Raw genomic sequence first — 12,602 nt, forward strand, 5'->3', positions numbered from 1 at the left:
TTGTTGTTAATATGAATAAATATACAACAGAGTGAATTACAATTCAAGAGGTATTTTAAAATTAAACCTCTGTCAAAGCCCCGACAAATTCACCGAAAACATCGTTCCCGAACAGGATACCCTGCTTGCTTAGACGATAGATGTCTCCATCCTGCTCGAGCAGACCGGCGGCAAGCATTTTGCTCAGCGATCCTCCAAAAATATCCTGCAGAGACTTCCCGAACTGTGTCCGGAACGCTTGATCCGACACGCCCTCACGCATGCGTAAGCCCACCATCATGAAGTCCTCCATCGCCTCCTGCTCGGAGACCCTGAAGCTGTCCAGACGCGGCAGCCCCTTAAGCGAAGCTTCAATATATGGATTCACACCCTTGATATTCATATGCCGCTGCCGTTTCACATATCCATGCGCCCCGGCCCCAAGGCCATAATAATCCTCATTGCGCCAGTACGTAATATTGTGGCGGCTCTCCATCCCCGGCTTGGCAAAGTTACTGATCTCATATTGCCCGTAACCTGCAGCTTCCATAGTAGACATCAGCAGGAGATACATCTCCAGTTCATCCTCTTCGCTGGGCAGCGGAAGCTTGTTCTTGTTAAAGAGGGTATGGAACAGTGTATTTTCCTCGACCTTGAGACTATAAATTGAATAATGCGGCAAATTCAGCTCCAGTGCCTTGGTTATACTCTCCTTCAGCATATCAACGGTCTGATTCGGCAGTCCGAACATAAGATCAACCGACAGATTATGCAGACCCACACTGCGCGCGTTCTCCAGACTGCGGTAGACATCATCCACGTTATGAATGCGTCCAATGCCGCTTAACAGCTCATTCTGAAAAGCCTGTACGCCAAAACTGACCCGGTTGACGCCGCCTTCCTTCATGACTGCAAGCTTATCTTGATCTGTGGTACCAGGATTAGCTTCCATAGAGAACTCTATATTCTCATCCCACTGTGGGAAGTGTGTGCGGACCGATTTTAGAAAATAGGCCATTTCATCCGGCTTCAGCACCGTAGGTGTTCCCCCGCCGACAAAAATCGTCTTGATCACACCAGGCGGAGTATTCTTCACCGTAAGTTCCATTTCCCGGTCCAGCGCTTGCAGGTAATCCGTGACCGGCTGATCCTTCAGGACGTAGGAATTGAAATCGCAGTAAAAACATTTATTGGTGCAGAAAGGGATATGAATGTACACGGCCTCCGGGGGACGGCCATTATTCAGGTTTGTCATAGCTGTCTCCTTTGTTCAATAAAAGTTATCTATACTATATATTTAGCCAGAAAAGGGAAGCCGTCAGGCTTCCCGTCAGAACACACTAGCGATTGTTACTTAGTACGAGCCGGAGCTCGCCTCACAGCTACTCGTCAATCTTAAGCACCGCCATGAACGCTTCCTGCGGCACTTCAACGCTGCCGACCTGCTTCATGCGCTTCTTGCCTTCCTTCTGCTTCTCCAGCAGCTTCCGCTTACGCGAAATGTCACCGCCGTAGCATTTGGCTAGAACGTTCTTGCGCATCGCCTTAACGGTCTCGCGGGCCACGACTTTTGTTCCGACAGAAGCCTGAATCGGCACCTCGAACATTTGCCGCGGGATGATGCCGCGCAGCTTCTCACAAATGATGCGGCCGCGGTTATAAGCGCGGTCACGGTGGACGATGAATGACAAGGCATCGACCTGCTCATTATTTAGCAGAATGTCCATCTTAACCAGGTTCGACTGGCGGTAGCCCGATACTTCATAATCGTAGGAAGCATAGCCTTTCGTTCCTGATTTCAGCTGGTCAAAGAAGTCATAGACAATCTCGGACAGCGGAATCTCATATGTGATGGTCACGCGGCTTGTGTCCAGATACTCCATGTTGACGAATTCACCGCGTTTGTTCTGGCACAGCTCCATGACCGTACCTACGTAGTCATTCGGTACAATGATTCCGGCTTTGACATACGGCTCTTCAATATAGTCGATCGTGCCAATCTCCGGATAATGCGACGGGTTGTCGATCTGAATGATCTCACCGTTGGTCAGCTTAATGCGGTAAATTACGCTTGGTGCCGTGGTGATCAGCGGCAGATTGAATTCACGCTCAATCCGCTCCTGAATAATCTCCATGTGCAAGAGTCCCAGGAAGCCGCAACGGAAGCCAAAGCCCAGCGCGCTTGAGCTTTCCGGCTCAAAGCTGAGTGAAGCATCGTTGAGCTGCAGTTTCTCCAGTGCTTCGCGCAAGTCATTGTAATCCGAGGTTTCGATCGGATAGAGACCACAATATACCATCGGGTTGATCTTGCGGTAACCCGGCAGCGGCTCCGGTGTCGGATTCTTGGCATCTGTTACGGTATCACCCACGCGGGTATCGCCGACATGCTTGATTCCGGCTACGATGAAACCAACATCACCGATGTTAAGTTCGGATACGATGCTCATACGCGGCATGAACGCACCGACCTCAATAACCTCAAAGGTCTTGTCCGTTGCCATCATCTTAATCTTCGAACCGGCGCGGATACTGCCATCAATAACACGCACATAGACGATAACACCTTTGTACGGATCATAGTGAGAGTCAAAAATCAGCGCCTTCAGCGGCTCTTCGGAATTCCCGGTCGGTGCAGGAACTTGCTTCACTACCTGTTCCAGGATTTCCTTGATGCCGATACCGGCTTTGGCGGAAGCAAGTACCGCTTCGCTGGTATCCAATCCGATGACATCCTCAATTTCCTGCTTCACCCGGTCAGGATCAGCATTCGGCAGGTCAATCTTGTTGATGACCGGCAGAATTTCCAGGTTGTTGTCCAGCGCCAGATATACGTTGGCCAGGGTCTGGGCTTCAATTCCCTGTGCAGCGTCCACCACCAGAAGTGCGCCTTCACAGGCCGCAAGACTGCGGGAAACTTCATACGTGAAATCGACATGCCCCGGTGTGTCAATCAGGTTGAGATAATAATCCTGCCCATCATCGGCACGATAGGTCAAGCGCACAGCCTGCAGCTTGATGGTGATGCCGCGTTCGCGCTCCAGATCCATCTGGTCCAGCACCTGCTCCTGCATTTCGCGCGAAGTAAGCGCGCCTGTGTATTCCAAAATGCGGTCGGCAAGTGTCGATTTACCATGGTCTATATGTGCAATAATCGAGAAATTGCGGATTTGTTGTTGTCTTTTCTGAACGTCAGTCATTCCTTACCCCCACAGACAGCCTAATGTTAATCCACTTATTATAACAGTACACGCTTCGCCCATCAATCCCGCCTGCCCCCAGACGCTCCAAGAAAAGGTCCGCGGCAAGAATAAAGCGGATTCCCCATCCCCTAAGGGAGGCGAATCCGCTACTTTGTACGAAACAAGAATTCACGATAGGCCGCATTACAGGGTCCGCGTAAGTCTTATTCTTCAGCAGAATCGAACAGCGAGACCACCCAGCGGATGCTCTTTTGTGACGCTTCTTGCAGCAGCCCCGCTGTTTTGTCGGCAAGCTTGTCTACAGTGGGCTTCTGCTCTTCAGGGATCAGGATCTGTTCCGGACTCATACTGCTGTAGTCCGGAACCTCCTGCTGCGGCAGATTGCCGGCTGCGCTCTGTCCCGCAGTGGTTTGCGGCTGCACCGGGACAACCGTGTACGCGCCAGTAACCGGGTCTACAGCCACAGGAACATACACATAGGCTTGCCCGCCTTGCGTCAAACCTGCCACTGGGACAGTTCGCGCCTCAGTCTTCTGGCCAGCAGGGGCAGTTTGGGCTGTCCCGGTTGCACCATTCCAGCCAGGTAGTACTGTAGAAGCATTGGTACCCATACTGCTGCTGAACTGCATGCCTGCCAATATGCCGATCCCCAACGATATGCCGACTACGACCAGTTTTTTTCCGAACCGCGACATCTCATGCACTCCTTTCTGCTTTATGAATCAGTCACTCTGCTTCCCGGGGCTTGCTCCGGCATCAGGTGCCGCCGCTTTCTCCGCATCGTGACTGCTCCAGTACACATCGGCAATAGCATCCGCCAAAATATCCGCTGTCCGCTTCAGTTCATCTGCAGAATTGTCGATTCCGCCCACCTCAATTAACACACTGTTAGGAGAAAGAGTCTGATTATACTCGCCATTATTGCCATTCCCGGAGGACTTGCCCCAGATACCACGGGAAACGCCTGGATATTTTTTTTCGAGCAGCTGATGGATTTTGTTTGCGAACGCCTCATTCTTCTTCCAATCTTTATTCGCATGACCGAGGATAAAATACACCTGAGCGTAACTTTTTCCGTCAATGACGGCCGTGGTTTTGCCATGCCGCTGCGAATCACGATGGATATCAATCATTTCATTCATTTCCTGGTTGGCACTTAGCACAGCCTTGACAGTCATTCTTGAATATTTATAGGAAAAGTTCCAATTGTAGTCCGGCACCTTCGTGGCGTAATCCTCTTGTTTATGAACAGTACCAATTCCGCGCTGCTCCAGTCTTTTGGCAATATATGAGCCTACCAGCATTACATTTTTGGAAGGAATAGCGGAGCTAGGATTGTCACTCTCTACCCCCAGCAGCGGATTATAGGCCTCGCGGGGATGGGAATGATAGATTAAGATCCGTTTGATCGAAGTATCCTGGCTGCTGCCGGGTGTGGCCTCACTGCCGTTGCCGCCTGATGAATCCGGTGCGAGGGTAGGCTCAGGCTGCGGTGCGGCCGTTTCACCGCCATCCGGCTCGTCCGATCCGTCGCTGTGCGCAGGCTCTGTTCCGCCTGACCCCGCTTCTGTTCCTGTCTCATCCCCTTTACCATTCCCACCGGAATCTCCAGTTGCCAGCTCATCTGTTCCCGGATGGTAGTCCGCAGGAGCATCCTTGGCCCCGCCAGAGCCCAGACGCAGCAGGAACGGATCATCCGCGGCCAGGCCCGGAACTTCACGGGAGAGCAGGCTTTTCGGGTCGCCGGGGTCCACACTGGTCAGCATCCGAAAGACGAAGGAAGTTACGTTTTTGCCCGAAAATGCAGACGGCTCTTCACCTTTCGGCAGATGGGGAACCTCCATACCGAGCAGTTCCATAAAAAGCCCGCTGGATAAGGAAGCCGCCAACCCTTTCATTGAGGGAATGGGTGAAGAGTTCAGCTTTTGACCGGCCAATCCACCGGCTCCAAGCAGCATAAAAAACACAAGTGAACCTCCGGCCAGCAGCAGCATCGTTCTCCCCAGCGACAGAAAATCCAGCAGCTTCCCCCGCAGCCGGCCGATATTCCATAGCTGAAACCATTTTCTGTTCATTATTGTTATGTCCTCCTCCAGCCCTCTGTAATCTCTTATACTCCCAATCTATGAGCGGAAGAGGAATGGTAGAACCTGAAATGAGAGAAAAGGAAGACGTGGCTTAGCCAGTCCCTCTTAATGAAGCATTGTTTATCCGCCGCAAGTGGAAACGGCTTCGCTGTCCTTTTAAGGGACGGAATCCGTTTCAGCGAGAAATAGAAGGATGATATATAGCGTGAAACCTATAAATCCTTATATTTAAAAAGCCCAGTCTGCCGGCAGGCAGATTGGGCAGGTATGGCATACCGTAGGACAGATTTCAGTGGGTATACGCTCCCACATTGCCCGGATCCACAGCCTCATGCAGTGCAGCGTTCAGTCCACTGGCTACGATGTTGGCGATTTCTTCAATAAATTCATCAATTTCCTTCGGCGTAACAATCAGATCATGTCCGAGCGGTTCCAGCACTTCTTTGACGAGCGACAGCCGTTCCTGTTCAGAGATGTCGTCCAGCATGCCCATAATTTCTTTGGTGTGGGCGGCTCCGGCTCCAACCTGTCCAAAATGTCTGCTCATCATCTCCAGCACATTGTTCACGATGGTCGAAGCATAACAGACGGTAGGAACGCCGATCGCAATACAGGGTATCCCGAGAATCTCCTTGGTTAGCCCCCGGCGTTTATTGCCAATCCCGGAACCGGGATGGATGCCGATATCGGCGATTTGTATGGTCGTATTAATCCGTTCCAGTGAACGGGATGCCAGTGCATCTATCGCGATAATAACGTCGGGCTTCGTACGGTCCACGATTCCCTGGACCACTTCGCTGGACTCAATACCGGTCAGCCCCAGCACACCTGGTGCAATTGCGCTCACCTTGCGGTAACCTGGAGAGACTTGATCGGGAACCAACTCGTAGAACTGGCGTGTAACCAGCGAATTCTCCACAACGAGCGGTCCCAGTGAATCCGGAGTTACGTTCCAGTTGCCGAGACCGACAATCAGTACCGACGAGTCGCGGTCAATACCGATTCTGTCCATGAACTGTTCAAATTCTCTCGCAAAAACCACGGATACCTTCTGCTGCAGACCAGTGTCGCCGCCGCGAAGTGCCGGAACCTCCAGCGTCACGTAGTTTCCTATGGCGCGTCCAATGGCCTGTGAGCCTGCATTATTCGCTACGGCAAGACGGGTAACCTTAATGCCATCCGCTTCCTCTACCTCTTCGTTCACACCGGGGATTGGCGTTTTTTGCGGTCCCTGAGCCATTTCTTTGGCTTCCAGCGCCAAATCTGTGCGTACCGAATATAGCTGAAGATCCAGTTCCATTATTAGTTCAGCCTCCTTATCCATATTGATGATAGTGTGCGAGTGAAGGCCTTGCTTTATTCAAGCCGGAATGGGTTAAATTAAAAGCATTAGTCTTGCATTTTGTGTGCGGTCATGCTAAACTATTTTAAGTTGTGAATCATTTGATGATTTCGAATGTCTTTCAGGAGGTGAATGCAATGCCAAATATCAAATCCGCGGTAAAACGCGTCAAGACGACCGAAAAACGCCGTGCACTGAACGCTTCCCAGAAATCTGCGCTTCGTACAGCTGTGAAAACTGCTGATGTAGCTCTGACTGGTACTGAAGTGGAAACTGCTCAAGCTGCTTTCCAAGCTGCTTCCAAAAAGCTGGACAAGGCTGTAACTAAAGGCCTGGTTCATAAAAATGCGGCTGCCCGCAAAAAATCCCGCTTGGCGAAGAAATTGAACGCTCTTAAGGCTCAAGCCTAAGCCAAGGGCGACATTAATAATGAGCACTATAAGAACCTGACCGCTATGCTGCATACGGTTAGGTTTTTTTGTTTCCCAGCAGAAATAGCCAACAAAAGCCTGCCCGTTAGCGTTAATACGCTGCGGAGCAGGCTTTTGCTGTTATTGTAATCTTGAAATCACCAGGTCCACCTTCAGGCTCCCAGCCGTAACATGAACATCTCCAAACCTAGCACCTTATCGATGGCCCCTGTCTTCATCTGGTAGTCCAGATCAGCCAGAAAGCTGAGAATCTGCCGCAGCCGCTGGCTCTCGAACTTATGTGCCTGTTCACCGGCAAGCTTGACGGCATAAGGATGCAGCCCCAACTGGGAAGCGATCTGGCCTTGCGAGTAGCTCTGGGCAGACAAATCCTTCACCTGCAAAATCATCCGAAACTGCCTCGCAATCAGCGCTGCAATCTTGATCGGCTCTTCGCGCTGCTTCAGCAGCTCATAGAGTGTATTCAGTGCCTTGTCCAGGCGCAGATTGGCGATATCCTCCACCAGTGTAAACACGTTCTGTTCGGTCCCTCGGTGCACCAGGCTCTCGATAGCTGCGGCGTCCACGGTCCCACCCTTGCCTGCGAACAGGCTCAGCTTGTCCATCTCCGCCGACAATCCCTGCAGCCCTGTTCCGGCATTGGCCACAAGAGCTGCTGCGGCACCCGGTGCCGACACGCAGCCCCGGTCCCGAAAGCCCTTCTCGACCCAGCGAAGCAGCTCCTCTGCGCCTAACGGGTTGAAGGCAAGCACAGTCCCTGCAGCCTTGGCCGTCTTAACGATTTTTTTCCGTTCATCCAACTTGTCATTATTGACCATGAAGACGATCACACTGAACTCTGCCGGATGCTGCATATATTCGCTGAGAACTTCTATGCGATGGTCGATTTTGGCATTATCTTTTCCTGCAGTGAACAGGGAGGCGTCACGCACCAGCAGCAGCTTCCGCTCCACCATAAACGGCACAGTCTCCGCTTCCTCCACAACAGCCTGCACCGGCGTCTCGGAAAGATCAAAGGGAATGACTGCAAAATCGCGGTCCTCTTTGGCAATCAGATGCTCCTCCAGAAAAGCCGCAAATTCATTCATCCGGAACTTCTCGCTGCCGTACAGCACGTAGAGTGGCGAAACATTTCCTTGTTTGATGTCTTTGGCCGCCGTTTTGGCATCCATCCTGCCACTTCCTTTTTCATTTCAGTCTTTGAATATTGTAACAAAAAAGCATCTTTAAACATAGACATCTAGTGGAAACGGCATATATTTGCGCAAAAACGGAGCAACTCCGGCAGCCATGGCCAAAGTTGCTCCGTTTCCGCGGCGCATCTATATAAACGACGGTAGGAAAAGCTCTAGAAACTTTCCAGCCGGCGGTCATACCGATGGTTCTCACGATCCTGTATCTCCTGTCCTCTTACTATAGTATATTCCTATACTGCGTAAAAAGTTCCACTCTGCGATTATTTTGTAGACGTTGCCGCGTCCGGAGTAGCCGCAGGTGCTGTAGGAGAAGCTGATGGTGAACCGGATGGGGCTGCAGATATTACCGAATCCGGGACGGTATAGCTCTTGGTCATTTGATTGCCGTTCTGCAGGGTCACATAAGTGAATACACGGCTGTCTTCCGACCATTGGCCGGACACCCATTCCCCCTCCAAGGGAAGTGATGTCAGCGCCGTCCAATTGTCTCTCGCAGCGCCGGACGGTATGGCATAGAGTACAAGCTGCTGGCCCGCGAGCTCAGCGCCAAAACGTCCGTCCGGCGATGTCAAAGGCGAGGGTGAAACCAGTGCCGAGTGCAAGCCCATCACCCCGGCTTCTTCCGATGAAGGAAACTGCTGCGACTCGCTGATCGAATTATTCGCTCCGGATTTGCTTTTTGGCGGGCTGTCCGGAGAAGCATTGTCCCCGCTGGTATCCTGATCAGAAGTGCTAATCTTCATATCCTCTACCGCAGGTGTGGCAGGGTCCTTGTCAGGCTCCGACGTGATCTGCCGCTTGAAGGATGCCGGCTCTTTGGTTGGGTCAGGTGTAACCGCCGGGGAATCCGGAGTTGGTGCCGTAGATGGAGTCATCATCTCATCTGCACCGCCGGAAGTATTGTTCCCGGTAGCCGAAAACGTTTTATTGTCCTGTTCTGTAATCCCTGCCGCCCTATCTGCGCTATCCCCACTGCCGTCCTGTACTGCACCCGGTTCAGATCCTGCCGCCTCATCAGTCTTTTGCATAGTCTGTCCAGAGTTTGTATCTGCAGCCTGATTAAGTGCCATATCCACATCTGCTGCAGGCATACTGTCAGGCATGTTAAAAATAGCTATAAGCAGTATCACTGCCGCCGCCACTGCGCCGATACCTGTCCGTGTCGCCAGGGATGATCCCTTGGAGGACTTGCCTCGGGTGCTTTTACGGGTGAACGGAACAGCCTTGGATTCTTCTGTGCTCGTCATGACCGGTTCCTGGGCGTCAACACGATCCAGTTCGTCAAGCCGAGGCAAAATCGAATCAACCAGACTGAAAGGTGGCTTCACGTCCGGCAGCTGCTCAAGTTGCTGGGAGAGCACACTCAGACGGTCAAAGACATCCGCGCAAGAAGGACAATTGTCAATATGACGGAACATTTCAATGATTTCTTCTTGGCTCAAGTCATGATCCAGATAGCGGTGCATCCATTCCATCACCTCCGCGCATTTCATCCTGATACACCACCTTTCTGATACTCCTGAAGTCTATTCTGCAGTTGCTGCCTAGCCCGGAACAGGTACGATTTCACTGTATTCAGGGGCAGGTCAAGCGAATCTGCAATCTCGTTGTAAGAAAAATCCTGTAAGTACCGCAGTACGATTACTGTACGATGATGTTCCGGAAGCTGATCAATCGCCTCCCGAATATCCTCCGCCAGATAACCGGACAACACTTCACGTTCCACATTATGTGTATCCGGAAACACCATTTCATGTTCATCAATGGAAACCGTAGGTTTCGTTCTTCTGAACTTATCAATACATATGTTGGTCACGATCCGCTGTACCCACGTTTTGAACTGGGCTTTTTCCTCGTAAGAACCGATTTTGGTATACACGCGGATAAGCGCCTCCTGTGAAGCATCCAAAGCATCCTGTTCATTATGCAGAATGTAGAAGGCCGTCTTATATACATGCCCTTCAATTTCTCGCAATAGGGTGATTAGAGCGTCGCGATCGCCCGCTTGAGCGGCTCTGATGAGTCCCTGCTCCACCACGAAGGTTCCCCCTCTCTATGCAATCTTACTGACGCGCAAGACTGCGAATTTGTTGCAAGCCTGTAATCAATTTTTTCGGTATCCATAATCCTTACTAAGCATACAGGGGAAGCTTCAATCATTCAAATACTCTTTTATAGAAAGATTGTAACAAAAATGAAATCAGAAAAGACACAAAACAGCCAGCTGTACCCTTCTCAAGGTGCAAACCGGCTGTTTTGTAGTTGAATCCTTGTAATGTTGTTAATCGGGGCGGGATCTAAGCGCCCTTAATTTCCTTGAACTTTGCCACATACTTGGCGGCAAGCTCAGTGATCTGATCGTAGCGGCCTTCCTTGGCTGGAGCGGTCAGGTTGCCGCCGATGCCTACAGCGATGCAGCCGTTGGAAATCCATTTTTCCATATTGTTCAGATCCACGCCGCCGGTAGGCATAATGTTGACATGCGGCATGGGCCCTTTGACGGCTTTGACATAATCAGGTCCGAAAGCACTCCCCGGAAATAGCTTCAATACATCCACGCCCAGCTTCAGTGCTTCTTTCATTTCATTTAATGTCATGCAGCCTGGCATATAAGGGATACCGTAGAGATTACACATTTTGGCGGTTTCTTCTTCAAAAGAAGGACTGACCACAAATTCCGAACCTGCCAGAATAGCGATTCTTGCTGTAAGTGGATCAAGTACTGTACCTGCACCGATCACTGCACGGCTTCCATATTCGGCTACCAGCCGTTTGATTGCTACGTCCGCATCCGGAGTGGTAAAGGTAACTTCAATGTTATTCAGTCCACCTTCGATACAGGCTGCGGACATTTTGAAAGCATCGTCTGCATTGTCGGCACGAATTACAGCCACTACGCCAACGGATGTGATGTTCTGCAATACTTTTATCTTCTTCATCATAAACTCCCTTTCGTTAAATCCTTGATATTTAGAATATTAATTTAGATAAACAATTTTATCTAATTTACTAACCATAAGTCAAAACCTTATAAGAAAATAGTAATAACAATGTCTTCTTACGTCAATATATTTTTATGTGAACAGAACGTAAAATTCTCAAAACAATCATAAAACCCCTTTTATAATAAGGTTTTTTTCAGCCCATCCGATGTGATCATATTAAAAAAATTCATTTGAGTGAGGAGTGTCTTATTGTAGAAAACCGATTTATATGATAATTTCAAATTACAAATCATTTATACAGGGGTTGTAAGCTTCCCCGAGGAGGAACTATTCATGAGCAAACAGCTGGATGCAGTTACATTCGGAGAGCCGATGGCTATGTTTTATGCCAATGAGGTGGGCCCGCTGCACGAGGTTACTTCTTTTTCCAAAGCTCTGGCCGGTGCAGAGAGCAATGTGGCTACCGGATTATCACGTCTTGAGCACAAAACCGGGTATGTAACGAAACTTGGCGAAGACAACTTCGGCCAATTTATAGTTGGTGCGCTGAACAAAGAGCAGATTGATACCGGCAGCATCACGTACACCAAAGAATCCCCGACCGGCATGCTGATCAAATCCAAGGTGCTGACCGGAGATCCCAAGGTTGAATATTTCCGCAAAAATTCCGCGGCCTCCAAGCTGAGTCTGGCCGATTTCGATGAGGCGTATTTCGCTTCCGCAGGGCATTTGCACGTTACAAGCATCTCTTCGGCATTGTCGAAGACCTGCCATGAATTCTCGGTGCATGCCATGGAATTTATGAAGAAGAGCGGAAAAACCGTCTCCCTTGATCCGAATCTGCGCCCTACCCTCTGGCCGGACAAAGAAACCATGGTGAACACCATTAATGATCTGGCCACACGCTGCGACTGGTTCCTGCCAGGGCTCAGCGAAGGCAAAACCCTTACGGGCCTTGAGACTCCAGAAGAAATTGCCGGCTATTACCTGGAGCGCGGTGTATCGCTGGTGGTTATCAAGCTCGGTCCTGAAGGCGCTTATTACAAAACGGCTGCCGGTGAAGAAGGATATGTTGACGGCTTCAAGGTAGAAACAGTTGTTGATACTGTAGGCGCCGGAGACGGCTTCGCAGTCGGCGTAATCAGCGCCATGCTGGAACAGCTGACCGTAGCCGAAGCCGTGAAACGCGGCAATGCTATTGGCGCACTCGCCGTGATGTCTCCCGGAGACATGGATGGACTGCCTACCCGCGACGGGCTGGAAAAGTTTATGAAGGCAGGCGTGTAAGCAGGCTGCTTCCAAACAAGTGCTGCACTCTATATGCACACCCATCCCTAGAAACAGATCATATTATAAAAGCCCTCCACTGTCTTTACCAGACGGTGGAGGGCTTTTTGCTAGGCGGAGCCAAAGCTTATGAAC

11 protein-coding genes are annotated in these 12,602 nt (G+C 50.6%); 2 read left to right on the forward strand and 9 right to left on the reverse strand.

The features are described from left to right. Nucleotides 1-61: 61 nt before the first annotated feature. The 5 genes from hemW to gpr form a co-directional block, all read right to left on the reverse strand. Entirely contained in the window at nt 62-1,234 is a 1,173-nt protein-coding gene (gene hemW / locus ACTJKB_RS27725; RefSeq protein ID WP_440837552.1) for a radical SAM family heme chaperone HemW, read from the reverse strand. A gap of 127 nt (nt 1,235-1,361) precedes the next feature. Beyond that, nucleotides 1,362-3,176: a translation elongation factor 4 gene (gene lepA, locus ACTJKB_RS27730; protein WP_074086308.1), complete on the reverse strand. Its 1,815-nt coding sequence runs from the start codon at nt 3,174-3,176 to the stop codon at nt 1,362-1,364. A 206-nt stretch (nt 3,177-3,382) separates the two neighbouring features. Further along, nucleotides 3,383-3,874, reverse strand: a complete 492-nt coding sequence (locus tag ACTJKB_RS27735) for a hypothetical protein (RefSeq protein ID WP_440837553.1) — start codon at nt 3,872-3,874, stop codon at nt 3,383-3,385. Nucleotides 3,875-3,901: 27 nt separating this feature from the next. After that, complete coding sequence (locus ACTJKB_RS27740) at nt 3,902-5,254, reverse strand: stage II sporulation protein P (protein ID WP_440837554.1); 1,353 nt, start codon at nt 5,252-5,254, stop codon at nt 3,902-3,904. A 301-nt stretch (nt 5,255-5,555) separates the two neighbouring features. Then, nucleotides 5,556-6,566, reverse strand: a complete 1,011-nt coding sequence (gene gpr, locus ACTJKB_RS27745) for a GPR endopeptidase (protein WP_074112537.1) — start codon at nt 6,564-6,566, stop codon at nt 5,556-5,558. Between the two features lie 179 nt (nt 6,567-6,745). Here gpr and rpsT point away from each other — a divergent pair, with 179 nt between their 5' ends. Continuing rightward, nucleotides 6,746-7,018 (forward strand): 30S ribosomal protein S20, encoded by a 273-nt coding sequence (gene rpsT, locus ACTJKB_RS27750; RefSeq protein ID WP_020428112.1) that lies wholly within the window; start codon nt 6,746-6,748, stop codon nt 7,016-7,018. Between the two features lie 173 nt (nt 7,019-7,191). Here the strand turns inward: rpsT and holA are convergent, their stop codons facing one another. The 4 genes from holA to ACTJKB_RS27770 form a co-directional block, all read right to left on the reverse strand. After that, nucleotides 7,192-8,211 carry a DNA polymerase III subunit delta gene (holA, locus tag ACTJKB_RS27755; RefSeq protein ID WP_440837555.1) on the reverse strand — a complete coding sequence of 340 codons (1,020 nt, stop codon included), beginning with the start codon at nt 8,209-8,211 and terminating at the stop codon, nt 7,192-7,194. Between the two features lie 284 nt (nt 8,212-8,495). Next, on the reverse strand, nt 8,496-9,728 hold the full coding sequence (locus tag ACTJKB_RS27760) for an anti-sigma factor family protein (protein WP_440837556.1): 1,233 nt from the start codon (nt 9,726-9,728) through the stop codon (nt 8,496-8,498). Further along, nucleotides 9,725-10,273 carry an RNA polymerase sigma factor gene (locus ACTJKB_RS27765; RefSeq protein WP_074086301.1) on the reverse strand — a complete coding sequence of 183 codons (549 nt, stop codon included), beginning with the start codon at nt 10,271-10,273 and terminating at the stop codon, nt 9,725-9,727. Before ACTJKB_RS27765 ends, ACTJKB_RS27760 begins: the two co-directional genes overlap by 4 nt. A gap of 259 nt (nt 10,274-10,532) precedes the next feature. Further along, on the reverse strand, nt 10,533-11,174 hold the full coding sequence (locus ACTJKB_RS27770) for a bifunctional 2-keto-4-hydroxyglutarate aldolase/2-keto-3-deoxy-6-phosphogluconate aldolase (RefSeq protein ID WP_379161058.1): 642 nt from the start codon (nt 11,172-11,174) through the stop codon (nt 10,533-10,535). A gap of 339 nt (nt 11,175-11,513) precedes the next feature. On the opposite strand from ACTJKB_RS27770, the gene ACTJKB_RS27775 reads away from it, so the two are divergent. Further along, a complete protein-coding gene (locus ACTJKB_RS27775; protein ID WP_440837557.1) occupies nt 11,514-12,467 on the forward strand; it encodes a sugar kinase in 954 nt (317 codons plus the stop codon). The last annotated feature ends 135 nt before the right edge of the window (nt 12,468-12,602 follow it).

Origin of the sequence: Paenibacillus sp. 22594 (assembly GCF_052044425.1) — a bacterium.
In the GTDB taxonomy this organism is placed as follows: Bacteria; Bacillota; Bacilli; order Paenibacillales; family Paenibacillaceae; genus Paenibacillus_AQ.

Coding starts and splice junctions, on each gene's coding strand:
- holA (WP_440837555.1), bottom strand. CDS start 8,211: ATGGATGCCAAAACGGCGGCCAAAGACATCAAACAAGGAAATGTTTCG.
- ACTJKB_RS27770 (WP_379161058.1), bottom strand. CDS start 11,174: ATGAAGAAGATAAAAGTATTGCAGAACATCACATCCGTTGGCGTAGTG.
- hemW (WP_440837552.1), bottom strand. CDS start 1,234: ATGACAAACCTGAATAATGGCCGTCCCCCGGAGGCCGTGTACATTCAT.
- ACTJKB_RS27760 (WP_440837556.1), bottom strand. CDS start 9,728: ATGAAATGCGCGGAGGTGATGGAATGGATGCACCGCTATCTGGATCAT.
- ACTJKB_RS27735 (WP_440837553.1), bottom strand. CDS start 3,874: ATGTCGCGGTTCGGAAAAAAACTGGTCGTAGTCGGCATATCGTTGGGG.
- rpsT (WP_020428112.1), top strand. CDS start 6,746: ATGCCAAATATCAAATCCGCGGTAAAACGCGTCAAGACGACCGAAAAA.
- ACTJKB_RS27740 (WP_440837554.1), bottom strand. CDS start 5,254: ATGAACAGAAAATGGTTTCAGCTATGGAATATCGGCCGGCTGCGGGGG.
- lepA (WP_074086308.1), bottom strand. CDS start 3,176: ATGACTGACGTTCAGAAAAGACAACAACAAATCCGCAATTTCTCGATT.
- ACTJKB_RS27775 (WP_440837557.1), top strand. CDS start 11,514: ATGAGCAAACAGCTGGATGCAGTTACATTCGGAGAGCCGATGGCTATG.
- gpr (WP_074112537.1), bottom strand. CDS start 6,566: ATGGAACTGGATCTTCAGCTATATTCGGTACGCACAGATTTGGCGCTG.